General features: G+C 71.7%; 25 protein-coding genes. 16 read left to right on the top strand and 9 right to left on the bottom strand.

What is annotated here, in order from left to right:
• Nucleotides 1-34 precede the first annotated feature (34 nt).
• The 6 genes from ACFPCV_RS17680 to ACFPCV_RS17655 all read left to right on the top strand — a co-directional run bounded on the left by ACFPCV_RS17680 (nucleotide 35) and on the right by ACFPCV_RS17655 (nucleotide 4,905).
• Nucleotides 35-652 (top strand): DedA family protein, encoded by a 618-nt coding sequence (locus ACFPCV_RS17680; RefSeq protein WP_378057290.1) that lies wholly within the window; start codon nucleotides 35-37, stop codon nucleotides 650-652.
• Nucleotides 636-2,738: a phage holin family protein gene (locus ACFPCV_RS17675; protein WP_378057289.1), complete on the top strand. Its 2,103-nt coding sequence runs from the start codon at nucleotides 636-638 to the stop codon at nucleotides 2,736-2,738. Before ACFPCV_RS17680 ends, ACFPCV_RS17675 begins: the two co-directional genes overlap by 17 nt.
• Nucleotides 2,735-3,844 (top strand): alkaline phosphatase family protein, encoded by a 1,110-nt coding sequence (locus tag ACFPCV_RS17670; protein WP_378057288.1) that lies wholly within the window; start codon nucleotides 2,735-2,737, stop codon nucleotides 3,842-3,844. Before ACFPCV_RS17675 ends, ACFPCV_RS17670 begins: the two co-directional genes overlap by 4 nt.
• 39 nt (nucleotides 3,845-3,883) lie before the next feature.
• A complete protein-coding gene (locus ACFPCV_RS17665; protein WP_378057463.1) occupies nucleotides 3,884-4,006 on the top strand; it encodes a thiamine pyrophosphate-dependent enzyme in 123 nt (40 codons plus the stop codon).
• A gap of 91 nt (nucleotides 4,007-4,097) precedes the next feature.
• Nucleotides 4,098-4,526: a DUF4383 domain-containing protein gene (locus ACFPCV_RS17660; RefSeq protein ID WP_378057287.1), complete on the top strand. Its 429-nt coding sequence runs from the start codon at nucleotides 4,098-4,100 to the stop codon at nucleotides 4,524-4,526.
• Complete coding sequence (locus tag ACFPCV_RS17655) at nucleotides 4,519-4,905, top strand: hypothetical protein (RefSeq protein ID WP_378057286.1); 387 nt, start codon at nucleotides 4,519-4,521, stop codon at nucleotides 4,903-4,905. The genes ACFPCV_RS17660 and ACFPCV_RS17655 overlap by 8 nt, the downstream gene beginning before the upstream one ends.
• Nucleotides 4,906-4,912: 7 nt before the next feature.
• Here ACFPCV_RS17655 and ACFPCV_RS17650 read toward each other — a convergent pair whose 3' ends face one another.
• Both ACFPCV_RS17650 and ACFPCV_RS17645 read right to left on the bottom strand, forming a co-directional pair.
• Nucleotides 4,913-5,884 (bottom strand): magnesium transporter CorA family protein, encoded by a 972-nt coding sequence (locus tag ACFPCV_RS17650; RefSeq protein WP_378057285.1) that lies wholly within the window; start codon nucleotides 5,882-5,884, stop codon nucleotides 4,913-4,915.
• A 196-nt stretch (nucleotides 5,885-6,080) separates the two neighbouring features.
• Nucleotides 6,081-6,476, bottom strand: a complete 396-nt coding sequence (locus tag ACFPCV_RS17645) for a hypothetical protein (protein ID WP_378057284.1) — start codon at nucleotides 6,474-6,476, stop codon at nucleotides 6,081-6,083.
• 112 nt (nucleotides 6,477-6,588) lie between these two features.
• Between ACFPCV_RS17645 and ACFPCV_RS17640 the strand changes: the two genes are divergently transcribed.
• The gene (locus ACFPCV_RS17640; RefSeq protein WP_378057283.1) at nucleotides 6,589-7,623 is read left to right on the top strand and encodes an alpha/beta hydrolase; all 1,035 of its coding nucleotides are present in this window, start codon (nucleotides 6,589-6,591) and stop codon (nucleotides 7,621-7,623) included.
• A 106-nt stretch (nucleotides 7,624-7,729) separates the two neighbouring features.
• Here the strand turns inward: ACFPCV_RS17640 and ACFPCV_RS17635 are convergent, their stop codons facing one another.
• Nucleotides 7,730-8,689, bottom strand: a complete 960-nt coding sequence (locus ACFPCV_RS17635) for an NAD-dependent epimerase/dehydratase family protein (protein WP_378057282.1) — start codon at nucleotides 8,687-8,689, stop codon at nucleotides 7,730-7,732.
• Nucleotides 8,690-8,778: 89 nt separating this feature from the next.
• Here ACFPCV_RS17635 and ACFPCV_RS17630 point away from each other — a divergent pair, with 89 nt between their 5' ends.
• The gene (locus ACFPCV_RS17630; protein WP_378057281.1) at nucleotides 8,779-9,723 is read left to right on the top strand and encodes an alpha/beta hydrolase; all 945 of its coding nucleotides are present in this window, start codon (nucleotides 8,779-8,781) and stop codon (nucleotides 9,721-9,723) included.
• 85 nt (nucleotides 9,724-9,808) lie between these two features.
• Here ACFPCV_RS17630 and ACFPCV_RS17625 read toward each other — a convergent pair whose 3' ends face one another.
• Nucleotides 9,809-10,402: a sigma-70 family RNA polymerase sigma factor gene (locus tag ACFPCV_RS17625; protein WP_465251564.1), complete on the bottom strand. Its 594-nt coding sequence runs from the start codon at nucleotides 10,400-10,402 to the stop codon at nucleotides 9,809-9,811.
• A 218-nt stretch (nucleotides 10,403-10,620) separates the two neighbouring features.
• Here ACFPCV_RS17625 and ACFPCV_RS17620 point away from each other — a divergent pair, with 218 nt between their 5' ends.
• The 5 genes from ACFPCV_RS17620 to ACFPCV_RS17600 all read left to right on the top strand — a co-directional run bounded on the left by ACFPCV_RS17620 (nucleotide 10,621) and on the right by ACFPCV_RS17600 (nucleotide 15,022).
• Complete coding sequence (locus ACFPCV_RS17620; protein WP_378057280.1) at nucleotides 10,621-11,427, top strand: DUF4142 domain-containing protein; 807 nt, start codon at nucleotides 10,621-10,623, stop codon at nucleotides 11,425-11,427.
• Between the two features lie 34 nt (nucleotides 11,428-11,461).
• Nucleotides 11,462-12,883 (top strand): DUF1996 domain-containing protein, encoded by a 1,422-nt coding sequence (locus ACFPCV_RS17615; RefSeq protein WP_378057279.1) that lies wholly within the window; start codon nucleotides 11,462-11,464, stop codon nucleotides 12,881-12,883.
• Nucleotides 12,877-13,446: a ferric reductase-like transmembrane domain-containing protein gene (locus ACFPCV_RS17610; protein ID WP_378057278.1), complete on the top strand. Its 570-nt coding sequence runs from the start codon at nucleotides 12,877-12,879 to the stop codon at nucleotides 13,444-13,446. Before ACFPCV_RS17615 ends, ACFPCV_RS17610 begins: the two co-directional genes overlap by 7 nt.
• A gap of 118 nt (nucleotides 13,447-13,564) precedes the next feature.
• A complete protein-coding gene (locus ACFPCV_RS17605; protein WP_378057277.1) occupies nucleotides 13,565-13,771 on the top strand; it encodes a ferredoxin in 207 nt (68 codons plus the stop codon).
• Nucleotides 13,772-15,022, top strand: a complete 1,251-nt coding sequence (locus tag ACFPCV_RS17600) for an NAD(P)/FAD-dependent oxidoreductase (protein WP_378057276.1) — start codon at nucleotides 13,772-13,774, stop codon at nucleotides 15,020-15,022.
• 76 nt (nucleotides 15,023-15,098) lie between these two features.
• Here the strand turns inward: ACFPCV_RS17600 and secD are convergent, their stop codons facing one another.
• Both secD and ACFPCV_RS17590 read right to left on the bottom strand, forming a co-directional pair.
• A complete protein-coding gene (gene secD, locus ACFPCV_RS17595) occupies nucleotides 15,099-17,300 on the bottom strand; it encodes a protein translocase subunit SecD (protein WP_378057275.1) in 2,202 nt (733 codons plus the stop codon).
• Nucleotides 17,301-17,546: 246 nt separating this feature from the next.
• Entirely contained in the window at nucleotides 17,547-17,840 is a 294-nt protein-coding gene (locus ACFPCV_RS17590; RefSeq protein ID WP_378057274.1) for a hypothetical protein, read from the bottom strand.
• Between the two features lie 113 nt (nucleotides 17,841-17,953).
• Between ACFPCV_RS17590 and ACFPCV_RS17585 the strand changes: the two genes are divergently transcribed.
• On the top strand, nucleotides 17,954-19,225 hold the full coding sequence (locus ACFPCV_RS17585; protein WP_378057273.1) for a CHASE3 domain-containing protein: 1,272 nt from the start codon (nucleotides 17,954-17,956) through the stop codon (nucleotides 19,223-19,225).
• Nucleotides 19,226-19,247: 22 nt separating this feature from the next.
• On the opposite strand, the gene ACFPCV_RS17580 is transcribed toward ACFPCV_RS17585, so the two are convergent.
• The 3 genes from ACFPCV_RS17580 to ACFPCV_RS17570 all read right to left on the bottom strand — a co-directional run bounded on the left by ACFPCV_RS17580 (nucleotide 19,248) and on the right by ACFPCV_RS17570 (nucleotide 22,077).
• Nucleotides 19,248-20,057, bottom strand: coding sequence for a pentapeptide repeat-containing protein (locus ACFPCV_RS17580; protein WP_378057272.1), 810 nt, complete (start codon nucleotides 20,055-20,057; stop codon nucleotides 19,248-19,250).
• A gap of 187 nt (nucleotides 20,058-20,244) precedes the next feature.
• Nucleotides 20,245-21,249, bottom strand: a complete 1,005-nt coding sequence (locus ACFPCV_RS17575; protein ID WP_378057271.1) for a hypothetical protein — start codon at nucleotides 21,247-21,249, stop codon at nucleotides 20,245-20,247.
• A gap of 54 nt (nucleotides 21,250-21,303) precedes the next feature.
• The gene (locus ACFPCV_RS17570; RefSeq protein WP_378057270.1) at nucleotides 21,304-22,077 is read right to left on the bottom strand and encodes a helix-turn-helix domain-containing protein; all 774 of its coding nucleotides are present in this window, start codon (nucleotides 22,075-22,077) and stop codon (nucleotides 21,304-21,306) included.
• A gap of 68 nt (nucleotides 22,078-22,145) precedes the next feature.
• On the opposite strand from ACFPCV_RS17570, the gene ACFPCV_RS17565 reads away from it, so the two are divergent.
• Nucleotides 22,146-23,102: an aldo/keto reductase gene (locus ACFPCV_RS17565; protein WP_378057269.1), complete on the top strand. Its 957-nt coding sequence runs from the start codon at nucleotides 22,146-22,148 to the stop codon at nucleotides 23,100-23,102.
• A gap of 765 nt (nucleotides 23,103-23,867) precedes the next feature.
• The gene (locus ACFPCV_RS17560; protein WP_378057267.1) at nucleotides 23,868-25,301 is read left to right on the top strand and encodes a gamma-aminobutyraldehyde dehydrogenase; all 1,434 of its coding nucleotides are present in this window, start codon (nucleotides 23,868-23,870) and stop codon (nucleotides 25,299-25,301) included.
• The last annotated feature ends 2 nt before the right edge of the window (nucleotides 25,302-25,303 follow it).

The following is a 25,303-nucleotide window of genomic DNA, read 5'->3' as shown; positions in this document are numbered from 1 at the left end:
GCGCGCGGCTCCCGGGAGCCGGCGAGGGGGAATCGTGAACGATTTCCTCGGTGTCGACTGGACGGACCCGTCCTCGCTCGGCTATCCCCTGCTCTTCGCGGGGGTGCTGATCGGGTCGATCGTGCCCGTCCTGCCGACCGGGGCGGTGGTCGGTGCCGGGGCGGCGATCGCGGTCAGCGGCGGCGACCTCAACCTGGTGCTGGTGGTCCTGGTCTCGACACTTGGCGCGCTGATCGGTGACCTGGTCACGTTCGGGGCGGGCCGGAGCGGGCGGGGGGCGCTCGCGCGGTGGTTCGAGCGGCGGCAGTCGCAGGAGAAGCTGGACAACGCGCGGGAGAAGTTCGTCGAGCGCGGGTGGCTGCTGGTGGTGATCGGGCGGATGGTGCCCGCCGGGCGGGTCCCGGTGCTGCTGGCGGCCGGGGCGCTCGACTACCCGTGGCGGCGCCTTGTCGTGGCGGCCACCGGTGCGTGCCTGCTGTGGGCGGTCGCCTACTCGACGCTGGGTGTCCTCAGCGGTGGGCTGTTCGACAACCCGGTGGTCGCGACCGTCATCGCGACGTTCGTGATCATGGCGGTCACCCTGGTGGTCGGGCTGGTCAGCAGGTGGCGGGAGGCACGCAGGAAGGCGCGGGCACATGCCGGAACCCTCTGACCGCGGCCGCTTGCTGCGTGGCGGGCGGGCGCTGGCCCGCCTGCTGCTCGTGTGGGCCCTGGTCGCGGTCAGCCTGCGCCTGCTCGACCTGTGGCTCACCGAGTTCGCCATGCCGCTGTGGTGGCAGCCGATCGTGTTCGCCGCGATGCTCGGACTGCTCAGCGCGGTGGTGTGGCCGCTGATCATGCGGTTCGCGCCGCCGGGGGCGGTGCTGTTCCTCGGGCTGTTCTCGTTCCTGCTGCTGGGGGCGGGCATCCTCGGCATCTCGTTCGCGGTGCCGCTGGTGTACGTCGCGAACCTGCGGACCGCCGTGGTGGTGGCCGTGGTGATGGCGGGCGTCGCGGGGCTGGTCAGCAGCATGCTCGCGATCGACGAGGACGAGGTGTTCTTCCGGCGGGCGGCCCGCCGGGCCCGTCGCGGCGGATCCGACCCCTGCGACGACCCGCCCGGCGTGCTGCTGCTGCAGATCGACGGTCTCGGCTACGACACCGTGCGCCGCGGGGTCCGCGACGGGAACCTGCCGACGCTGGCGCGGTGGCTGTCGCAGGACAGCCACCTCCTCACCGACTGGCACTGCGACTGGAGCTCGCAGACCGGCGCGACCGTGTGCGGGCTGCTGCACGGCAGCAACGACGACATCCTCGGTTTCCGCTGGTACGAGAAGGACCGCGACCACGTGATGGCGTGCGCGAACCCGGTCGACGCGGCCGAGATCGAACGCAGGCATTCCGACGGGCGGGGCCTGCTCGCGAACGGGGGTGCCGCGCGCGGCGGGCTGTTCACCGGCGACGCCGACCACACGAGCCTCACGATGAGCGCCGTGCCGATACTGACGCGGTCCCGCCGCGGACGCCGTGACCCGGCCGGTGCCGGCTACTACGCCTACTTCGCGAACCCGATCAACGTGGTCCGGACGTTCGGCTCGGCGCTCGTCGACGTGCTCCGCGAGATCTCCGCGTCGACGCGGCAGCACCGGGCGCGGGTGCGGCCGAGGATCAAGCGGGGCGGCTTCTTCCCGTTCGCGCGGGCCGGCACCACGGTCATCGCCCGTGACCTGATGGTGTCCGCGATCATCGGGGACATGCTGGCCGGCAGGCCGGTCGTGTACGCCGACTTCCTCGGCTACGACGAGGTCGCCCACCGCACCGGCATCGAGCGGTTCGACGCGCTCGCCGTCCTCCGGTCCATCGACCAGCAGATCGGCCGCCTGCAGCGGGCCGCCCGGCTCGCCCCGCGCCGCTACCGGCTCGTGATGCTGTCCGACCACGGCGTGACGCAGGGCTGGGCGTTCACCCACCGGTTCGGCGAGTCGATCGAACAGCTCGTCGGACGCCTGTGCGGTGGGACGCCACCGGCCGACGGGTCAAGGGGCGGGCAGCAGACCGGCGGGTGGCAGTTGGGTGCGGCACTCGCGGAGGCCGCCACCGGTGCGGGCCCCATCGCGCGGGCGCTGCGGGCGCGGGCGGGCAAGCAAGCCGCCAAGGACCGGCATCGCACCGAGGAGGGCAGGCCATCGGCGGTGACCCGCGCGGCGCCGGGGGTGGTGGTCGTGGTGTCCGGGCACGTCGCGATGGTGTCGTTCACCGAGCACGAGGGCCGGGTCGGGATGGAGACGATCGAGCGGGAGTTCCCCGACCTGCTGCCCTCGCTCGTCGACCACCCCGGCATCGGGTTCATGCTGGTCCGCAGCGCGCGGTCGGGCCCGATCGTGCTCGGCCGGGACGGGGTGCGCGGGCTGCGGGACGACACGGTGTCCGGCAGGGACCCACTGTCGGGCTACGGTCCGCACGCGGCCGACCTGATCCGCCGCACCGACGGGTTCGCGCACTGTCCCGACATCGTCATCAACAGCCGGTACCACCCGGCCACGGACGACGCGTCGCCGTTCGAGATCCACGTCGGCTCGCACGGCGGGCTCGGCGGCGGCCAGTCCCGCGGCTTCCTCATGTACCCGGCGGACCTGCCCGCCCCCGGCGAGATCGTCGGCGCCGAACAACTGCACCGGGTGGTGCGTGGCTGGCTCGACCACCTCGGCCACCGGCAACCCGTGCCGGAGAAGGAGACCGAACTGGTGGCCGAGACGTGATCCCGGAGTACGGCGTCCGCTCGCTCGCGGACGTGCTGCCGTCGGTGCTGGGTGCCGGCACGTTGCTCGAACCCGCGAGGGCGACGGCGTTGCTGCTGGTCGACGGGCTCGGCGCCGAACTGCTGATGGCACACCCGCTGGACGCGCCGTTCCTCACGTCCATGGCCGACGCGGGCCCGCTGACCGTCGGGTTCCCGTCCAGCACCGCGATCAGCCTCGCGTCGCTCGGCACGGGACTGCCGCCCGGTGCGCACGGGCTGCTCGGCACGTCGCTGCGGCTGTCCGACGAGGTGGTGATGGACACGCTGCGCTGGGCCGAGCACGGCAGCCACGGGAAGGCCGACCTGCGCGAGCCGTTCCCGCCCGAGACGGTCCAGCCCGCCGACACCGTGTTCCAGCGGGCGGAGGCCGCCGGGATCGACGTGACCGTGGTGTCCCAGCCCCGGTTCGCGGGCTCCGGGCTCACCAGGGCGGTGCTGCGCGGCGGCACGTTCACCGGCGCGCACGCGTTCGGCGACCTCGCCGCGGCGAGCGTGACCGCGCTGGCCCGGCCGGGCAGGCAGCTGGTGTACGGCTACCACGCCGACCTCGACGCGATGGGCCACGTGTACGGGCCGGGGTCGCTCCAGTGGCGGTTGCAGCTGCGGCAGGTGGACCGGCTCGTCGAGACCGTCGTGTCGTTCCTGCCACCGGGCGCCCAGCTCGCGGTGACCGGCGACCACGGCATGGTGACCATGGACCGCACCTTCGACGCCGACACCGATCCCGTGCTGCGGCAGGGAGTCCGGGCGCTGAGCGGTGAGCCACGGGCCAGGCACGTGCACGCGGAACCCGGTGCGGCGGCGGACGTCCTCGCCACCTGGCATGGCGTCCTCGGCGACGCGGCGTGGACGGTGTCCCGCGAGCAGGCGGTGGACGAGGGCTGGTTCGGCCCGCTGTCCCCGCACTTCGCCGACCGGGTCGGCGACGTGGTCGCCGCCGCCCGCGGCACGGCCGGGGTGATCCGGTCGGAGGCCGAGGCGTTCCTGTCCGGGCTCGTCGGGCAGCACGGCTCGCTGACGCGGGAAGAACAGCTCGTGCCACTGCTCGTCGCACGGCGTGACTGAGCTTCCCGCGCAGCCCCTTGTGCGGTAGGACTCGCCGCACTGGGCGACGGCGGGTTCCTCATGGGCGTCGCCGAGCTGGAGACCGTGGTGCGGCTGGGGATCCCGATGGTGGTGGTCGTGTACGAGGGCGGCTCGTGGTGGCTGGCCGAGGCGTTCCGCTGAGGGATTGTGCGGCTTCCAACATCAACGGATCCGAACACGGGGTTTCTGACCGGGCCCGCCGGGAATCCTCCCAGCCACGGGAGGTGAGGACGTGATCGCGACAATGCCGAAAGCGGCCAGGCGCGCACGGCTGGTCGTGCTGGTGCTCGGCGTGGTGTACCTGGCGCTCGCCGTGGCGGGCATCGTCGTCGTCGGGTGGGGCGAGATCCGCGAGTCCGACCCGGCGCAACTGTTCGGCGTGCTCGGCGTGAGCAGGCTGCTGGACATCGCACACGCCGTGCTCGCGGCGGGTGCCCTGCTGGCGGCGGTCCGCGGCGCGCCGACCGCGTTCGCCGCGGTGGCGACGGTCGCGTTCACCGCGATGGCCGCGTTCGGTCTCGTGGCAGAGGTGGTCGGCGACGCGGGCGACCCGCTGCACATGACGTGGTGGAACGTCGGTCTGTACCTGTTGTCGGCGCTGACCTGCCTGTACGTGTACACGCTGCGCGTGAAGGCGCAGGAGGAGGGAAACCATGGCTGACACACCGTCCGTACCGGACCCCGAGGGGCACTCCGCGGCGGAGGACCTCGACGAGGACCGGCTGCGGCTCGACCCGCTCGAGGACGGCATGGACCCGCCCGAGCACTGGTCGCAGGCGATGGAGCACGGCACCACGGAGCGTGAGACCCGCGACGGTCAGGACCTCGATGACCGCCTGCGCGAGGAACAACCAGACACGACGACCGCGCCCCGCGAACCACGCGACGAGATCGACCGCATGGACGAGCGGGGCGAGCTGGAGGGCCACCCCACGGACGATGGCAGCGCCGCGTTCGCCCGCGACCCGGAGGAGCACGGCCCGGACCAGACGGTCGACGAGGACTCCGTGGCCCGCGAGCTGCGCACTCCGAGGGGTTGAGCGGCCGTCAGAGCCAGTCCCGGTGTTTGAACACGGCGTACAGGGCGCCGCCCACCAGGACGATCGAGGCGGTGGAGACCCAGAAACCCCATGACTGCTCGAGGCCGGGGTAGGGCACGTTCTGCCCGTAGAAGCCGGTGATCGCGGTGGGGACGGCGATGATCGCCGCCCACCCGGTCACCTTCTTCATGATCAGGTTGAGCCGGTTGCCCTGGATGTTGAGCTGGGTCTCGCGGATCGTGGTCACCAGGTCCCGCAACGACTCCGTCCACTCCGACGCGCGCAGCACGTGGTCGTAGACGTCCTGGAAGTACGGCGTCATCGCCTGGTCGACGAAGCGGTCCTCGCGCCGCAGCAACGTGTTCACGACCTCCCGCATCGGCAGCACCACCCGCCGCAGCGTCACGAGCGACTTGCGCAGCGCCAGTGACCGCCGCTGCGTCTCCTGCGCGGACGCGTTCTCGTCGAACACGGTGTCCTCGAGGTCCTCGACCAGGTCGTCGAGGCTCTGCACGGCCGCGAAGTGCGTGTCGACCACGTAGTCGAGCAACCCGTGCACCAGGAAGCCGACACCGTTCTTCGCCAGGTGCCCCAGCTCGTCCCACCGCCGCACCACCGCGTCGATGTCGAACTCGCCGCCGGGGCGCACGGTCACCACCGCCCGGTCGGTGACGAAGACACCCAGCTCAGCGGTGGTCAGCAGGCACGTGTCCGCGTCGAGCACCACCGAGTACGCCGTCAGGTAGCTGTGGGTGTCGTACCGGTCGACCTTCGGGCGCTGCCGCGAGTGCACGGCGTCCTCGACCGCCAGCTCGTGCAGCCCCAGCTCGGCGGCGATCAGCGCGAGGTCGGCCTCGGTCGGGGCGCCCAGGTCGAGCCACACGGTCAGCGCGTCGTCGCGCAGGTGCTCGGAGATCTCCTCGGCCGGGAAGTCCTCGGCCTCGAGGACCCCGTCCCGGTACCGGCGGGTGCGTGCCACCGGGCCAACGCTAGCGGTGCGCGGGTCCCCGCACACGACCCACCGTGCCCGGTCCTGGTGCGCGAGACTCCTGGCATGGCCGGACCGCGGGTGTCCGACGACTCGCTCGGGGTTCGGCCGTGGACCTGGGCCGACGACCACCGGACCGTCACGATCGACCTGTTCGTGTTGCGGCAGCGGGAGGAAGTCGTGACGTTCAGGCGCCGGGCCGGACCGGCTCGTCCGGCGGCGCGACCACGCGCACGTCGGCCTGCTCGACCTCGAGGTGGGTGCCGAGCCGGGTGAGCAGCTCGGCGTCATGCTTGTCCGTCACGCCCTCGCGGGCGGCGAAGCCCGGGCCGTGTGGCGTGACGACACCGGTGACGTCGACGCGTTCGCCCGGCTGCACCGGCATCGGTGAGCGCCCGGCCAGGTTCAGCTTGACCCAGACGCGGTCGTCGCGGGTGGTGGCCGCCCAGAAGCCGGTGTCGGCGGGGATGGACTCGACGGTCAGCCCCCGGAGGGCCACCCGGTGCGGCGCGGAGGGCTCGGAGACCGCCTGGGTGCCGCACCCGGCGGTCAGCAACGCCACCAGGACCACGAGCAAACGCATGCGCCCACCGTTCCCCTCGGGGCCGCGCACCGCCACCGGAGACGGCGGAATGCACCGGGTCGGGTGGAAATATCGTTGGGTGGCGGCAGTGGCGCTGATCTACGCTCCGGCCATGCTGCCCTGGTCATCACCGCTAGCCGGCCGTATCGAGCACGACATCGTCCACAGTGAGCTGTTGCGGGACAACCCGCTCGGTGACCCGCACGAGCGACCGGTTTACGTGTACCTGCCGCCGGGTTACGACGACGAGCAGGACCGCCGGTACCCGGTGGTGTACGTGATCCAGGGCTACACCGGCCACGTGACCATGTGGTTCAACCGGAAACCGTTCGTCCGCCCGTTCCCGGAGATGGCCGACGACGTGTTCGCGGCGGGCGGCACACCCCCGGCGATCCTGGTGTACGTCGACGCGTGGACGGCCCTCGGCGGCAGCCAGTTCCTGGACTCCCCGGCCACCGGCCGGTACCACTCGTACCTGTGCGACGAGGTGGTCCCGTGGGTCGACGCCCGCTACCGCACCCTGGCCGACCCGGCACACCGGGCGCTCTCGGGCAAGTCGAGCGGCGGTTACGGAGCGATGGTCACCCCGATGCTGCGTCCCGACCTGTTCGGGGCACTCGCCACCCACGCGGGTGACGCCCTGTTCGACGTGTGCTACCCGTCGGACTTCCCACGCGTGGCCCGCACACTGCGCGACAGCTACGAGGGCGACTACCAGAAGTTCCTCGCCGACGTCGCGTCCCGCGTGCACGGCACGAAGGACTCCGACATGAGCCTGATCGAGATCTACGGCTACGCGGCCGCCTACTCGGGCAACGAGGACGGCACGGTGTCGATGCCGTTCGACGACACCGGTGCGCTGGTACCGGACGTGTGGGCCCGCTGGCTGCGCTGGGACCCGGTCCGCATGGCCGCACAGGACGGGTACGCGGCAGCCCTGCGCGGCATGAAGGGGATCTGGATAGACGCGGGCCGAGGCGACGAGTACTACCTGGACCTTGGCGCGACCGCCTTCCACCGCGCGCTGGGCGCGGCGGGCGTCCGGGAGGAAAACGTCCACTTCGAACTGTTCGACGGCCGTCACGGTGGGATCGAGTACCGGTATCCCCTGTCACTGAAGTGGCTCTGCGACCGGATCGCGGCCTGACCGAGCCGCGGGTTGCGCGGGGGCGGGCCCGCTTCGCGAAGCGGGCCCGCCCCGAAAGGCGCTTTTCCAGCACCCAACGTCCCGAAAGCGTCTTTCGGGGCAGTGGTCAGCGCACCGTGTACACGCCTGTCGGCTCGTCGTGGTAGCCCTTGGGGCCCACCTCGCGGGCGAGCGGGCTGCGGAAGTCCTCCCCCGCCCGCAGTGCGGCCAGCACGTGTGCGAAGTCGTACCGGGGCCGCCAGCCGAGCACGTCGCGGGCGCGGTCGTTCACGTACACGCGGTCGAACTCGTCGAACATCTGCCAGCCGCGCCTCGCGTACTCCGCCCGCTGCTCCGGGAACAGCTCCGCCACCACCGCTGCGCCTTCGCCGTGCAGTCGTGGCAGGTGCTCGCGGCGGAACGGGGTCGTGGCGCTCACGATCATGCGGTCGAACCCGATCGCCGGTGCCTTCTCCAGTGCCAGCAGGTGCGCGTCGACGACGTCCTGGAGGTCGGCGCGGCGGTACAGGTACTCGTTCGCCTTCAGGTTCGCGTCCTCGTAGGCGGTGCGGACCTCGTCGCGGTCGTCGGCCTCCGGGAAGAACCTGGAGGTCCGCAGGACCACCACCGGCAGCCCGTGGTCGCGGTGCACCAGCTCGCACACGTTCTCCGCCGCCACCTTCGTGACGCCGTAGACGTTCTTCGGCAACGGGACCACGTCCTCGGTCACCCAGCCGGAAAGCGCGCGGCCGAACGCGCTGGTGGTGCTCGTGAACACGAAGCTCGACACGCCTGCCGCCACCGACTCCTCCAGCAGCGTCAGTGTGCCGGTGATGTTGGTGTCGACGAACTCCTGCCGTGAGTGGGACCCGACGTGCGGCTTGTGCAGGGTGGCCGGGTGCAGGACCGCTGTGACGCCACGCATGGCGGACCGCACCACGTCCCGGTCCGTCACCGAGCCGACCACCGACGTGAACTCCGACGCCCTGACGTCCAACCCGGTCACGGCACGGCCCTGCGCGGACAGCACCCGCACCAGCGCCTCGCCGAGGTGTCCCGCGCTCCCGGTCACCAGAATCCGCTCCACGACGATCACCGTACGGGCCCGCCGCAACCGGTTTGTTGACCACGCGGAGCCGCCCCCGGTTGACTGCTGGTGACGACAAGGAGGTCATCGTGCGTCTCAAGGGATTCCTGCTGGCGCTGGTGCTGGTGTTCAGCGCCGTGCTCACCCTGCCCGCCACCGCGGAACGCGCGGGCGCGTACATCGTCTCGGCACAGCGGCTGGACGACCGGCTCGTGGAGCTGACCGTGCACTCCCCGTCGGTCGGGCGCGACGTCGGCGTGCGGCTGCTGCTCCCACCCGACCACGACCGCAAGCCGCACAAGAGGTGGCCGACGCTGTATCTGTTGCACGGCTGCTGCGACGGTGACCAGGGCTACCGGAGCTGGACGAACAACACCGACGTCGAGGAGCTGTCCGCGCGGACGAACGTGCTCATCGTCATGCCGGAGGCCGGGCCGGCCGGGTTCTACTCGAACTGGCTCGACGGGCCCGCGTGGGAGACCTTCCACCTCACCGAGCTGCGCCGGATCGTCGAACGCGAGTACCGGTCCGGCAACCACCGCGCGGTGGCCGGGCTGTCGATGGGTGGCTTCGGCGCGCTCTCCTACGCCGCGCGCAACCCGGGGTTCTTCCGCGCCGCCGCGTCCTACAGCGGGGTCGTGCACCCGACCTACCAGGGACCGCGCAGCACCGACCTGATCCTCGGCATCGTCGGCGCGTACGGCGACGACCCACTGGCCCTGTGGGGTGACCCGGTCACCGACGCGGAGGTCTGGGCCGCGCACAACCCCTACGACCTGGCGCGGAAGCTGCGCGGGGTGAAGGTGTACCTGTCGACCGGCAACGGGGTGCCCGGCCCGCTCGACCCGCCCGGCGCGGCCCACGACGGCCTCGAAGAGCTGCTCGGCGAGCAGACGGTGGCGGTCGCGGACCGGTTGCGGGCCAAGGGGGTGCGGGTCAGCACGGACTTCTACGGGCCGGGCAGGCACACCTGGCCGTACTGGGAGCGGGCGCTGCACCGCTCGTTCCCGATGCTGGTGAATTCGATCAAGTAAGAACTGTTACCCAACGGAATAGCCCATTCGGCCGGAAATCGAACCAAGGGCCGAATGGGCTATTCGCGCTGCGCCGAACGGACAGCTATTCCTTCTCGAGGGCGTTTCGCAACGCTCTCAGTGCGTAGTAGACCCGGGACTTGACGGTCCCCTGCGGCACACCGAGCACGGCCGCCGCCTCCTCGATCGTGCGATCACGCAGGTAGGTCTCCGCAAGTGCCTCGCGATGCTTCGGGCTCAGTGCCTGCAACGCGTCGGCGATCACCATGGCGGACAAGGAGTTCTCCGAATCGTCAGGGATGGTCATGTTCTCCAGCGGCGTGGGGTCCACCTCGTGCGGGCGCGCACTCGAACTGCGCCTGCCGTCGATGACCAGGTTGCGTGCCACCGTGTACAACCACGCGCGCACGCCGATGGACTCGCGGTCCAATCGATCCGCGTTGCGCCAGGCGCGGACCAGGGTCTCTTGCACTACGTCTTCAGCCCATTGCCGATCGTTGCCGGTCAGGTACAGTACGTGACCGAACAACGCTCCGCCGAACTCTCGATAGAGCATCCTGACCAACGCCTCGTGTCTGTCCGAGACGTCGTCCGCGCCGGCGACTTCCAATCTTGGACGCCGGCTCACGGCGGACATCTTTGCCGCATCAGGCACCATAAGTCGAGTGACCCAGGTCACACTTGTTTCCTCGTCGTGATTGAACCGTGATTCTCGTGTGTCCGTATTTGCTGGTGACCGCACGTGCTGGTGTCCAGGAAGTCCTTGCGCAGAAAGGAAACTCATGAACACCCGATGCGACCGGACAGTGGCGGTCGCGGAGATCGCCCCTCTCGATCACCGCGACGTCACCGGCGACGCCTGAGTCCACTATGGAGGGAGGAAGGCTCGGTCGTGTCGTGGCGGTGACGCTGCTGGTGTTGCTCATCCCGTTGGCCTGCTCGGCTCTCGGTCTGGGCACGCGGGTCGCGTCCGGCCTCCCGTCGTTGCCCGGCAGCGCATCCCCCGCCGCGCGGCCGGGCGACGGCGAGGAGGCCACCACCGGCCCCGTCACCGACGAGGCGTTCCTCATCAGCGTGCGACAGACCAGCCGGTGGGCGATACCGGCAGGTCAGCAAGCACAGCGGCAAGCGGACAACGCACTAATGAGCGACATCGGCCGGGGGCTGGCCGAGGACCTCACGACGCTCGACGACGAGGCCGGGGCGATAGCGACCCGTCTCGAGCTGACCTTGCCCGACCAGGCGAGCGAAGAACAGCAGCGCTGGCTTGCCCAGCTGGGTGGTATGTCCGGCGCGGACTACAACCTCGCCTTCGTGAACCGGTTGCGTGGCGCGCTCGGCGAGTTGTTCCTCGTCGCTGCGCACACCCGCGCCGGGAGCTGGGACGACGAGGTCCGCGCGTTCGCATCACTAGTCAACGACGTGGTCGACCGGCACATGACCGACCTGGAGAACACCGGGCTGGTCACCGACAACGCGCCACCGGAGCCGACGCGCGACGCGTCGATCACCGAACCAGCAGTGGGACCGGCGACCTCGACACCCGAGGTGACGCCAGTCGCGAGCACGAGCACCGCGGGCGGAGCGTCAGCACACCGGGGGTCTGGGGGATCGCTCCCCAGAAATCTCTGGCTGATCGCCCTTGTCTGTTTGGCGGAGGCCGGCCTGACCGTCGGCCTGGTGCGCTTCGCGCGCTCGCGCTGAGTCCCGAGCACACACGAAATGAGGACTACCAACGATGGGTCGACACAAGAACCCGCGATACAACCGGAAACGCCTGGTCGTCGCGGGTACCGCCGCCGTGACGGTGTTCGGTGCCATGGTCGGCATCGGCATCTACGGCAGCGCCATGGCCGACCAGAACCAGAGGAGGGCCGCGGACTCGAGCCAAGCGTGTCTGCCGCCCCCTCCGACGGCCAGCGCGCCACCGAGCTCGACGACCACGGCGCCACCGTCGTCTGAAACGGCTCCCCCGGAGACCGCGCCTCCCGAGGACACCGGGACCGAGACCGCCACCGACACCCCGACCGCCACCGAGACCGCCACCGAGACCGCCACCGAGACCGAGACCGACACGGCGACCGAGTCCGCGCCCCCGGCGGACACCGCGACCTCGGAGAGCGAGGAGCCGGTGGGCTTCTCCTCCGGCCGGCTCGTGTCCATGAACGGCCCCGGCCGGGGCAACCAGCCAGAACCCCCCGACTACGGCGGCCCGCAGCCCTCCGAGCAGGCACCCGAGGCACCCGCCGACGGGACCATGCGGAAGTTCGGCGGGGACAACTGCCAGGACCCGCTCGGCCCGTTCCCGCGGGACTTCGTCGACATCCGCAAGGTCCGGCCGTCGAATCTGAACGCACAGCCCAGGGTCCGCCGAGGCGGCTCCGCCGGCACGTTCACGGTCGACTGCGGCCGCAACGAGAACGGCCACCTCAACTCGGCGAACATGATCGCCGCGCCGGGCAACGTGAACGGTGCCCAGCACACGCACGACTACGTCGGCAACCTGACCACCGACGGCTTCTCCAGCAACGAGAGCCTCGCCGCCGGCGGCACCACCTGCACCAACGGTGACAAGTCGGCGTACTTCTGGCCGGTCATCCGGGTCCGCAACGCGGGTTCCACGGCCGTCGACCCGCTGAACGCGCACAACGTGGGCGACCCGATCCTGCCGGCATCCGTGCAGATCCAGTTCCGCGGCAACCCGACCCAGAAGGTGACGCCCGCGCCGCAGTTCCTCCGGATCCTCACCGGTGACGCGAAGTCGTCGACCAACGGCGGGGCCAACGCCAACGCGAAGTGGACGTGCACCCGGTTCGAGAACCGGATCACCACGAAGTACCCGCTGTGCCCGCGCGGCAGCCAGACCGTCCGGATCGCGGACTTCCCCGGCTGCAACGACGGGAACACCGACAGCGCCAACCACCGCACGCACCTCGCGTTCGCGGACCGGCGGGGCAACTGCCCGGAGGGCTTCCAGCCGATCCCGCAGCTGCGGATCACGCTGAAGTACAACCTCCCGAGGGGCAAGGTGTTCGCGCTCGACGCGTTCCCCGACGAGAAGCACAACCCGCTCACCGACCACAACGACTTCGTGAACGTGATGGGTGAGGAACTGATGAACCAGGTCGTGGACTGCATCAACCGCGGACGGCGATGCTAGTTCTCGCGGCAAGCCACGATGACGGCGTACGCGAGCTGTCCGTGCTCTCGGCACGGCTCGCGTACGCCCTCATGTGCCTGACGCTCACGTGGGGCGTGCTGGTCTCGACGGGCTGGTTCGACCGGCTCACGGGACGGCACGCCCTGCGCGCGTCGCACCAGGTCTTCGCGACGCTGACGCTGGCGTTCGCGTTCGTCCACGGTGTGTCGTTCCTGCTGCTGGAGCAGGCTCGGACGGTCGCCGACCTCGTGATCCCGTTCCGCGGCGTGCTGCGGGACACGTTCGGGGTGCTCGCGTTCGAGGGGATGCTGACGGCCTCGATCGCGGTCGGGCTGAAGCGGTGGACGAGCTACTGGCGGTGGCTGTGGCTGCACCGGCTCGCGTACCCGGCGTTCGTGCTCGGCGTGCTGCACGCGTTCTTCCAGGCACTGGCGAAGGGCACGCTGTCCACGGTGTACCTGGGCGGGCTCACGCTGCTGGTGCCCGCGGTGACCGTGATCCTCCTGCGGCTGGTGCCCGCGAGGACGCTGGAGGCGGCCGGACTCGCGGAGGACGGACCATGAGACACGGGAGCGGAGCGACGGAGCGGGCGTCGTCTGGACTGAGGAGCGCGCGCAGGCGCGCCAGCGCCGAGCACGTGACGAGGGAAGACGGCGTCTCAGCGGAGGAGCGAAGCGACCCATGAGAACCAGGTACCGGGTCAGTGTCGACAACGACCGCTGCCGCCGCTTCGGCATCTGTGCCGACGAGGCGGCGCAGCTGTTCCGGCTGACCCCCAGTGGCGGGCTGCGCTACCAGAGCGCCGTGCCCGCCGAGGCACTCGCCGCCGTGCAGGCGGCCGTGCGCAGCTGCCCGACCCTCGCGATCTCGTTGGAAGAGAGGCGTTAGATGGCTGAGCGAATCGTCATCGTCGGTGCGGGCCCCGCGGGGCTGCGGGCCGCGGAACGGTTGCGGGAGCTGAAGTTCGGCGGCGAGCTGATCGTCGTCGGCGAGGAGCCCTACCGCCCCTACCACCGGCCGGGGCTGATCAAGCCGCTGCTGACCGGCCGGATGCGGCCCCGTGACCTGCGGCTGCCGGTGCTCACCACGCTGGACGCGACGTGGCGGTACCAGACCCGCGCGTCGCACCTCGAGCCCGACGAGCACCTGCTGCACCTGCCGGGCGGCGAGGAGATCCGCTACGACGGCCTGATCATCGCGACCGGCGCGCAGGCGCGGCACCTGCCGGGCGCGCCCCGCCACGACCCGCGCGTGCACGTGCTGCGGACCGTCGCCGACGCGGTGGCGCTGCAGAAGAGCATGACCCGCTCGCGTGGCCCGGTCGTGGTGATCGGCGGCGGGTTCGTCGCGTGCGAGGTGGCGTCGGCCGCCCGGTCGCTCGGCCGCGACGCGACGATCGTCGTGCGGGGTTCGTCGCTGCTGCGACACGTGCCAGGTGAGGATTTCAGCTCGACGGTCCACGCGCTGCACGAGGCGAACGGTGTGCAGGTGGTGACGAACGCCGCCGTGCACCACTGGGTGCCGCAGCCGGACGGGATCGCGATGCACCTGACCACCGGGCAGGTGGTGTTCGCGGGCTGTGTGGTGCTCGCGGTGGGCAGCGTGCCCGCGGTGAGCTGGCTGCGCGGCTCCGGCCTGATCATCGACGACGGCGTGATGTGCGGCCCGACCTGTCACGCGATCGGCGCATCGGACATCGTGGTCGCGGGTGACGCGGCCCGGTGGCCGAACCTGCGCTTCGACACCGCGCCCCGCCGCGTCGAGCACTGGCTCAACGCGGTCGAGATGGGCCGCGCCGCGGCCGCGAACCTGCTGGCCGGGCAGGAGCGTGCCAAGCCGTACACGCCGCTGCCCCGGTTCTGGACCGAACAGCACGGCATGCGGATCCAGGGCGCGGGCACACCGGCGCTCGCGAAGGACCGCGTGCAACTGGCCAGCCCGGCGATGGTTGGCCGCAGGGTCACCGGCTACGTCACCAACGGCAGCCTCGTCGGCATCATCGGCTGGGACACCCCGCCCGCGATGCTCAAGTGGACCAGGGAGCTGGACCGGCAGACCACGAAGGCCATGCGCGAGCGCCTCACCCGCCGCAGGACCGCCCGCACCGCGACGGGCGAGCGGACGGTCCGCAGACCATGAGTGCTCATGTCCTGAAAGGCGCTTTCAGGGCGTTGACTGCCCTGAAAGCGCCTTTCGGGGCGGTTTGCGGCCGCCCTCACACGACCGCGCCGCTTCCCTCGCGCGGTTTGCGCTCCGGCCGGACCCTGCCCGCTCCCGGCCACCGCCGGTCGAGCAGGATGGCCACCGGCCCGGCCGTGACGACCGTGGAGAAGGTGCCGATCACGAGCCCCAGCAGCAGCGCGAGCGCGAAGTCGGCCAGTGCGCCGTCGCCGAGCACCAGCAGCGCGCCGAGCACGAACAGCACGCCGATGCCGGTGTTGACCGTGCGGGGCAGGGTCTGCAGCACCCCGTCGCCGACCACGTGCGCGAACGGCCGTTTGCCCCGCAGCTCGCGGACCCGGTCGAACACCACGACGGTGTCGTTGACCGAGTAGCCGATCACGGTCAGCAGCGCGGCGAGGAACACCCCGTCCATGGTCTTGCCGAGCCACGTGAAGATGCCGAGCAGCAGCAGGACGTCCTGTGCGAGCGCGACCACCGTCGCGACCCCGAGCCGCCAGTCGAACCGGATGGCCAGGTAGAGGAGCTGTGCCGCGATCGCCAGGCCGAGCGCGAGCAGGGCCTTGTCCCGCAGTTCGGCGCCGAGGCTCGGCCCGATCTGCTCGTCCCGCACCTCCTGCGCGGGGCCCAGGGACGCGACGGCGTCCGCGACCCGGTCAGCGCCCGCCTCGTCGAGGGGTTCGGTGCGCACGGACACGCCGTCGCCGGACTCCTGCACCACCGCGTCGTCGAACCCGGCGCCGGCCACCGCCTCCCGCACCTGTTCGACACCGGCCCCGGTCGTGTACTCGAAGAGGCGGCCGCCGGTGAACTCGACACCGAGTTTCGGCCCGAGGAACACGATGCCGGCGAGTGCGATGAGCACCGCACACCCGGCGCCGGCGAGCCAGCGGCGCGTGTCGGCCAGGAAACCGGTGTCCCGGCCGCGGATCCAGCGTCGCACCCGCCCCTCGTGCGCGAGTCCGCTCCACGCGGGCCGGGCGCGGGTCATGGCGAGGTGGGTGAGCACGCGGGTGAGGACGAGCGAGGTGAACATCGAGGCGAGCACGCCGATCGTGAGCGTGACGCCGAACCCGCGCACCGGCCCGGACGCGAGCAGGAACAGCAGCCCGGCCGCGAGGAGCGTGGTGACGTTGGAGTCGACGACCGCGGACAGGGCGCCGCGGAAACCCTGGTCGGCGGCTCTTCGCAGGTTGCCGCTGTACTCCTCGCGGGCCCGTTCGTAGGCGAGCACGGTCGCGTCGACCGCCATGCCGATGGCGAGGACGAACCCGGCCAGTCCGGGGAGGGTGAGGGTCGCGCCGATCGCGACCAGCGCCGCGTAGGAGACGGCCGTGTACCCGACGAGCGCGACGAGCGCGACGATCCCGGCGAGCCGGTACACCGCGATCAGGAACAACGCGACCAGTGCGAGCCCGATGACCGCCGCGCGGGCGCTGGTGTCGATGGCCTCGGCGCCGAGTGTGGGTCCCACGGTCCGCTGCTCGATGATCTCGACCGGCACTGGCAGCGCGCCCGCGTTGATGAGCAGCGCGAGGTCGGCGGCCTCGGCCTGGGTGAAGCGGCCGGTGATGCTGGTGGAACCGCCGATCATGCCGACATCGCAGTTGACCGACGGGTCGACCTGCGGTGAGGAGATCACCTTGTCGTCGAGCACGATCGCGACGCGGCGGCGCGGGTCGCCCGGTGGTGCGCAGGCGGCTTCGGCGGTGAGCTTCTCCCACGCCTGTTCGCCGCCGTCCTTGAACTCGACGGACACGAGCCTGCCGGTCCCGTTGGGGTCGGGCCCGGACCGCGCGTTCGCGACGCCGCTGCCCGACAGCGCGGCGGGGCCGACGTTGATGGGTTCGCCGCTCTCCGCGGTCAGCGCGGTGCCGCCCTCGATGACGACGGGGTGGAAGGTGAGGGCGGCGGTGCGCCCGATGACCTCGGCGGCCTCCTTCGGGTCCTGGACGTCGGGCAGTTCGATGACGATGCGCCGTTCCCCGGACCGGTGGAGGTTGGGTTCGGTGACCCCGAGCGCGTCGACGCGGCGGCGCAGCACCTCCAGCGTGAGGTCGGTGGTCTCGGCGTCGGCGGTGACCGTCGGGGAGTCGTGGGTTTCGAGAACGAGCTGGGTGCCGCCGCGCAGGTCGAGCCCGAGCCGGGGCGATGCGGTGAGGACGAGGTAGCCGGCAGCGGCGAGCACACCGAACGACAGCAGTGCTCGTCCCCGCCACGAAATGTGGCGTGACATGGGGGTTTTCCTTCGCGCGAGTGAGGGTGGTGGCAGTTGTCCACAGCACACCCAGTTGTCCACAACCAAGATCGACAACCCCCGGATCGTCACCCCCTGCCGGTAAGCTGGCAAGGCGGGACGCCCCCGGGAACGGGTGGGGGTTGCGTTGCGGCCGGTTTCGGCGAAGTCGGTGGTCTGGTGGCGGGGCCGCCAGGGGTTGCGCGACTTACCGGAACCCTGCCGGGAGCGGGTCGTGTCCTGGGCTCAGGTTCGTGCGGGTGGTGCGCGGTCGGCCGATGGCCTGCGGTGGGCCCTCGGGTGCGCGTCCGGCTCGGCCTCGACGTGCACCAGGCGCGGCGCGACCGGCGGGTGCAGTGCCGTCTCCGCGCCCGCGAGCGGCAGGTCCGGCGTGGTGTGCGGGGCGGGCAGCGTCGGCGCCGCCGCGGCCGCGACCGTGTGGGGCGACAGCGTGCCCGGTTCGTGGTGCACCGGTGTCGACATCGCGAACACGGCGAGCAACGCGATGAGCAGGCCCGTGGCCATCGCACGCCGGTTCATGTCGCCACCGTAGCGGATCCGCGGTCCGTGGTTTTCCGACCACCGCAGGTTGACGATTGTTTCCGTTGTGGTGCAACGGTTGTGCGGCCACCGGGGGTCACTACGATCGGTTCATGCGCCCGAGCACACTCCGCTGGCGCCTCTACGTACTCGTGGGCGGCCTGGTGATGCTGTTGCTCGTGGCCGTCGCGGCGACGACCTTGACGCGGCAGCGGGTCGCGGACCTGAGCAGCGAGATCCGCGGCACGCTGCGGCCTGCGCAGTCCTCCGCGGCCGCGCTCGCGAAGGCGTACGTCGACATGGAGACCGGCGTGCGTGGTTACCAGCTGAGCGGCGCCGCCCAGCTGCTCGAGCCGTACGACAACGGCAGCGACGCCGCGACCGGCGCCCACGAACACCTGAGCACGCTGCTGGCCGCCGACCCGGCCGGCACCCGGCTGCTCGCGTCGGTGGACCGCGCGGCGACCGACTGGGAACGCGCGGTCGCCGCACCGGCGCTGCGCGGCGAGCGCAGCGCCGCCGCGACGGACAAGGCCCGGTTCGACTCGGTGCGCGGCCTGCTCACGGCACTGCAGTCGCACATCGACCGCAGCACCGCCGCGGTGATCCAGGCGTGGACCGACGCCCAGGCACTGGCGAACCTCGTGACGATCATGTGCGGCGGCGTCGCCATGGCGATCGGCGGCGGTGTGATCGTGCTGCTGCGCCGTTCGCTCGTGCGCCCGGTGAACGACCTGGTCGCGAACGTGCGGCGGGTGGCGCGGGGCAACCTGTCGCACCCGGTGTCGGCGCACGGCCCGGCGGAGGTCGTCACCGTCGGCGACGCGGTCGAGTCGATGCGGCAGCGCATCCTGTCCGAAAGCGCCCGCGCGGCCCGGTCCGCCGAGCAGCTCGTCCGTCTCCACGAAGCCGACCGGATCGCCCAGAACCTCGCCGACACGACCATCCGCGACCTGTTCGGCATCAGCCTGTCCCTCCAGTCCGTGGCCGCGCGGCACCCGTCGGCGGCTCCGGCACTGCGGGCGGTGACGGCGGACGTGGACCGGGTCCTGCACGAGCTGCGCTCCAAGGTCTTCGACGGCGACCGCTCCATCGCGGACGTGCTGAGCGCGCTGGAGCCGGAACTGCCGGGACCGGCGGCGGTCACGGGCCCGGCGGACACCCCGGCCCCGATGGCGCTGGAAACCCTGCTCCGCGAGGTGCTGCCGCTCTACCCGGCCACGCCGTCGGTGACCATCACCACGGCGGACACCGATCTGCGGGTGCGCGTGACCGGGCCCACCCCGCCCGACCCCGCGCCGCTGAAGCAGGCCGCCGAGGACCACTGGGCGACGATCACCTTCGAACCGGACCACGTGACGATCGAGTGGTCGACGGAACGCTGAACGGTGTGCCGCTTCGACGGTGTCAGGTTTCCGGAACCACGCGGACCCGGAACTCGTCGTCCGGAACGGGTTCGTCCTGCCAGCCCGCCGGCCATTCGCGGCTACCCGTCCTCGCGGCGGTCGCGCCGGTGAGGTCGACGGTCCGCCCGGCCGGGGGTTCGTCGCCGAACTCGACGTCGCCGTCGAAGGTGGCGGACCGGAAGTTGACCCGGCGAGGACCGAAGGCGGTGCGGCGGAGGTCGGCGGTGCCGGTGAAACGGACGCGGTGGAAGTCGGCGCTCTCGGTGAACTCCGAGTCGCGGAAGGCGGCGATCTCGCGGAACGTGGTGTGCCGGAAGGTCGCCTTGCGGACGCGGCAGTCGCGGAACCAGAAGTACTCGAGCGTGGCGCCGGTGATCGTCAGGTCGATGTCGGGCCAGAAGCGGTCCTGTTCGGCCGGGCGCAGGTGGGTCTCCAGCACGTCCTGCACCGTCATGCGGACCAGCTGCTCCTGCGCCGCCTCCCTGTCCGTCTCCGTCCCCGTGTCCGCCGCCGTTCTCGGTGGGGTGTAGGGCATCCGCAGGTACGCGCACAGCAGGTTCACCACCGTCTGGCGGTGCCGGGGCTGGTCCTGCGCGAGCCGCTCCAGCGCGTAGACACCGGCCAGCCGCACCGGCGCCTTGTCGCTGCCGAGCTGGTCCGCCGCCTTGCCGTACAGCTCGGTGACGCGACGCTCGCCCGCGTCGTGTTCCTTCTGCTCCAGGTCGAGCTCGACGTACCGCTGCCGCCGCGCCGCGAGCAACAGGGCCGCGGCGCCGCCGGCACCGAGTACGAGGCTCCCGGCGGTGCGCAACGCGTCCAGCCGGTGCGCCGACGCCGGGTCACCGCCGCCGAGGAACGACCCACAGCGACGTGACCGCCACGGCCGCCGCGACCGCGAGGCCCACCGCCCACCAGACGATCGTCCTGCTCGACAAGGCCTTCGACACGGCACGCATGATGTCAGGTGGTCCCGGCCGGGTGCGGCCGGCCGGGCAGGCTCACCGGCAACGCCACCGGACCGGCACGCCGCCGTCACCGGCCACTGGGTGGACGACGCCACCGGCCTCGGCCGCGTTCACGGCGGTGACCTCGCCAAGGGTGTGCCGAGGCGGCGCGGGCAACGGCACCGGCAGCACACCGTCCCACAGCAGCGGCGCACCGTCCTCGCCCGTGCCGACCACCAGACCGGCGTCGTTCACCGCGACCGCGGCGGCGCCGCCGAGGTAGGGCCGAGGGGCCCGGTCCGCGTCCCACACCGCGGCCGTGGTCACCCCGCCTGGGTCGCCGGTCGCGCCGACCACCTGCCCGCGCCGCAGGTCCCGCACGTCGCCGTCGGGCAGCCGAACCCGGGTGCCGTCGGGTGTCCAGGCGTGGCCGCGCCACCGCAGCGCCCCGGCCGCGATGTGTCCGGTGCGTGCCGCCACGAGGCCGTCGTCGTCGATCGCGGCCCGGCCGTACGGCGCCTCACCCGGTGGCACGTCGAGGAACCGGGGCGGCCCCGCGACGGGCCACACGACCAGGCGAGCGCCGTCGTGCCCCACGACGTCCCCGCGAGCGTTGACGTCCAGCGCCGTCGAGGAGCCGCCCGACTCCGGCAGCCACTCGAAACGGCCACCGCGGTGGCGGACCGCGTGCCGTTCCCCCTCCGGGCTCGTGACGGTGCCGGCCACCACGCCGTCGGCGTTGACCGCGGCCACTTCCGTGTCCAGACCGAACGCCGCCCCCAGCGGCTCCAGCACGCCGTCCCGCCACCGCACCGCCTCGTTCGGGCCGTCGGCACCGGCCACGCCCGCCAGCCACGCCCCGGCACCCGAGGTCACCCGGCCGTGGAACGCGTTGTCCGGCAGGGCAAGCACGTCCGGCGTCCACTCGCACGCGCCCCGCACCGGTCCCATGGCCGCCGCGGGCGCGACGACGGCCGGCACGGACACCCCGGCGGCCACCACCGCCAGCGACGCCACCGCCGTGACTCCTCGGCGGAGCCGGTCATTTGTTTCGTTCATGTGTTCGAATCTACCGGCTTTCACCGTTGCGTGTCGGGCTTTCGGCCACACCGGTCAGGCGGGCAGGTAGACGACGAGACGGTGTTCCTCGATCCCCGGCAGCGCAAGGGTTTCGTACGCCAGCCGCAGCGTTTGCGACCGGACCGACCACCGCTCGAAGCCGGTCTGTGCCGGCAGTGTGGCCGCCGCCGCGTAGCGGTCGCCGAACTCGGTGCCCGCCGTGATCGACAGCTCGACCGCGAGCGCGCCGGCCGCGAGGTCGCCGAGGTCGGCGGCGGCGCGGACGGCGGCGGCCCAGTGGCCGGCGATCTCGGCCCAGTCCGGGAACACCGCCCGGGACCGGGCGTCGGCGAACACGTAGCGCGCCAGGTTGGGGCGCTCCTCGTCCAGCAGACCGGCCGGGTCCGCGAGCGACCGGAACCCGTCCGAGCACGCGAGCACGTCGCCGGCCGGGTCGGCCACGTACGCCGGGGTGGCGCCCAGGCGGTCCAGTAGTGCCCGGACCGTGGGGCGCAACACCGGCGCCGCGCCGGCCGCCTGGCACTGCGCGCCGCTGTCGGCCTTGATGAGGCGGTACAGGTGCACCCGCTCGTCGGCGGTGAGCGCCAGCGCGTCGGCGAGCGAGCCGAGGACCTGGCCGGACGGGTAGCGGTCGCTGCCGCGTTCGAGACGGGTGAGGTACTCGACGCTGATCCTGGCGCGTTCGGCCAGCTCGGCGCGCCGCAGACCCGGTGCGCGCCGCCGGGGGCCGGCGGTCAGCCCGACGGCTGCCGGTGCGGTCGCGTCCCGCCGGGCGCGCAGGAACCGGCCCAGTGCGTTGTCGGCCATGATCACCAAGTCTAGAGGGGCCCTGCCGGGGCCTCCCTCGGCATGGACCGGCAGGTCAGGGTGTCGGCATGCGCTATCGACTGTTCGGCCGGACCGGCCTGCGTGTCTCGGAGCTCCTGCTCGGCACCATGACCCTGCGCGACGAGCGGGAGGCGCGGCGCGTCCTCGACGTGTACGCCGACGCGGGCGGCAACGTCCTCGACACCGCGTCGGCCTACGGCGAGAGCGAGGCGGTGCTCGGCGCGGTCGTCGAACGCAGGGACCGCTTCGTCATCGGCACCAAGTACACGCTCTCCCGCGACGCCGCGGACCCCAACGCGGCGGGCAACCACCGCAAGAACCTCGTGCTGTCGCTGGAGCAGAGCCTGCGCCGCCTGCGGACCGACTACGTCGACATCCTGTGGGTGCACCTGTGGGACCGGCACACCCCGGCCGAGGAGACGATGCGGGCGCTCGACGACGTGGTGCGGACGGGCAAGGTGCTGTACGTGGGCATCTCCGACGCGCCGGCGTGGTTCGCGGCGCGGGCCAACACGCTCGCGGAGTGGCGGGACTGGACGCCGTTCTCGGGTCTGCAGGTGCCGTACAACCTGCTGAGGCGGGACGTCGAGCGCGAACTGCTGCCGATGGCGGAGGCACTGGGGATGAGCGTGGCGGCATGGGCGCCGCTGGCGGCCGGGGTGCTCTCCGGTGGGTCCACCCGGGTCGGTGAGCTGACCCCGCGCGACCACGCCGTCGCGGCCGCGGTGCGGAAGGTCGCCGACGAGCTGGGGGCGACGCCCGCACAGGTCGCGCTCGCGTGGACCAGGGCCAGGTCACCGGCCGTGCTGCCGCTCGTCGGGGTCAGCCGGGCCGAGCAGTTGGCCGAGAACCTGGCCGGGCTCGACCTCGTGCTGCCCGCCGGGGCGGTCGCCACGCTGGAGTCGGCGACCGGGTTCGAACGGGGGTTCCCCGCCGACTTCATCGCCGAGTGCGAGCCGTCGTCGTTCGCGTTCGGGGACGCGGCGACGCGGGTCGGTCGTTGACCGGTCTCGCCGTGCGGCGGCGAAACGACGGTGTGCGGTGGATTGATTCCGTGAAAGTTGGTGTGAGTGGGCGGCCGGTTGTCGTGTGCTGGTCGCGTCGGGTCGCTCCGGTTTGGGTCGGGTGGGTTGGCTGCGGTTGGTGTGGTGGGTTTGTCCTCGCCGGACGGGCAGGTCTCGGGGGTGGCGGGGGCATGTCGGCTGCGGTTTGGGCGGGTCTGCCTGCCATCCCGTCGACCTCCCTACGGGCTATCACACCGCGCCAAGGGGGCCGATTCATGCTTGATGTGATTCGGGCTTCTGGCCCCCTTGACACGGCGTGATCGGGCGCTGCCAGGTCGACGGGATAGCAGGGAGCCCCTTTCGGGTGGGCTTGCGCCACCGTCAGGGTTGCGCGGGCAGGGGCCCGCTTCGCGGGCCCGGGGCGCGTAGCGCCCTGGTGTTTGGTGCCGTGAAAGGCGCGTTGACGGCACTCGGGGTGCCGTCAATGGGCCGTTCACGGCGCTCAACGCCGTCAATGTGCCATAGACGGCACCGGTTGTGCCGTGAACGCGCCTTTCACGGCATCGGCTCAGCCCCGTAGGGCGCGCCCGACGGGTGTGGGGGTCGTGCCTGATGACGGGTCCGTACGCCAAAGCCACTCACACGACCTTCACGAAATCGATCGTCTCGGGCACGGGGACAGCCCTGCGTCCGATCCTGACCATGCTGCTGAAATAGTCGTCAGACGACTTGTCTGCTGCGGATTCAGTCGCGAAGATGGCAGACATGACCGAGAAGCGTGTTCTGCGGAACTTCGTCGACGGCACCTGGACCGACCCCGCCGACGGTGCCAACACCGACGTCGTCGACCCGAGCACCGGGGAGGTGTTCGCCTCCGCGCCGCGGTCCGGCACGGCCGATGTGGACCAGGCCATGCGGGCCGCGGCGCGGGCGTTCGGCGACTGGCGGAGGACGACGCCGAAGGACCGCCAGCTCGCGATGCTGCGGTTCGCGGACGCGCTCGAGGCACGGACCGACGACCTGCTCGACGCGGAGTGCCGGAACACGGGCAAGCCCAGGCAGCTGACGCTCGAGGAGGAGATGCCGCCCGCGATCGACCACTTCCGGTTCTTCGCGGGCGCGGCCAGGGTGCTGGAGGGCAAGTCGGCAGGCGAGTACATGGCGGACCACACGAGCTATGTGCGGCGCGAGCCGATCGGGGTGTGCGCGCAGGTCACGCCGTGGAACTACCCGCTGATGATGGCGGTGTGGAAGATCGCCCCCGCGCTGGCGGCGGGCAACACGGTGGTGCTGAAGCCGTCGGACACGACACCGCTGTCGACGCTGCTGCTGGCCGAGATCGCGGCGGAGTTCTTCCCGGCCGGCGTGTTCAACGTGCTGTGCGGCGACCGCGACACCGGACGTGCGCTGGTCGCGCACCCGACGCCGGCGCTGGTGTCGATCACGGGTTCGGTGCGGGCAGGCCGGGAAGTGGCGACCGCCGCGGCCGCGGACCTCAAACGCGTGCACCTCGAACTGGGCGGCAAGGCACCGGTCGTGGTGTTCGACGACGCCGACATCGCGGCGGCGGCCGAGGCGATCGCGGTCGGCGGGTACTTCAACGCCGGCCAGGACTGCACGGCCGCCACCCGCGTGCTGGCCGGGCCCGGTGTGCACGACGAGTTGGTGGCCGCGCTGACCGAGCAGGCCAGGGCCACGCGGACGGGGCCGCCGTCGGACCCGGATGTGCTGTACGGGCCGTTGAACAACGCCGCACAGCTCTCGCGGGTGCGCGGGTTCGTCGACCGGCTGCCCGACCACGCGGTGCTCAGGGCGGGTGGCGCGCAGGTCGGTGACCGGGGGTACTTCTACTCCCCGACGGTGGTTTCCGGGCTGCGGCAGGACGACGAGATCATCCAGGACGAGGTGTTCGGACCGGTGATCACCGTGCAGCGGTTCACCTCCGAGGACGAGGCCGTCGCGTGGGCGAACGGTGTCGAGTACGGGCTGGCGTCGTCGGTGTGGACAAAGGACCACAGCCGCGCGATGCGGATGACCGCCGAGCTGGACTTCGGGTGCGTGTGGGTGAACACGCACATCCCGTTCATCTCGGAGATGCCGCACGGCGGGTTCAAGCACTCGGGCTACGGCAAGGACCTGTCGATGTACGGGTTCGAGGACTACACCCGCGTCAAGCACGTGATGCACAACATCGGCTGAGC

The organism is Actinophytocola glycyrrhizae (assembly GCF_042653545.1).
In the GTDB taxonomy this organism is placed as follows: domain Bacteria; phylum Actinomycetota; class Actinomycetes; order Mycobacteriales; family Pseudonocardiaceae; genus Actinophytocola; species Actinophytocola glycyrrhizae.
The sequence above is the reverse complement of the archived record's forward strand: the minus strand, read 5'-3'. Positions and strand labels throughout refer to the sequence as shown.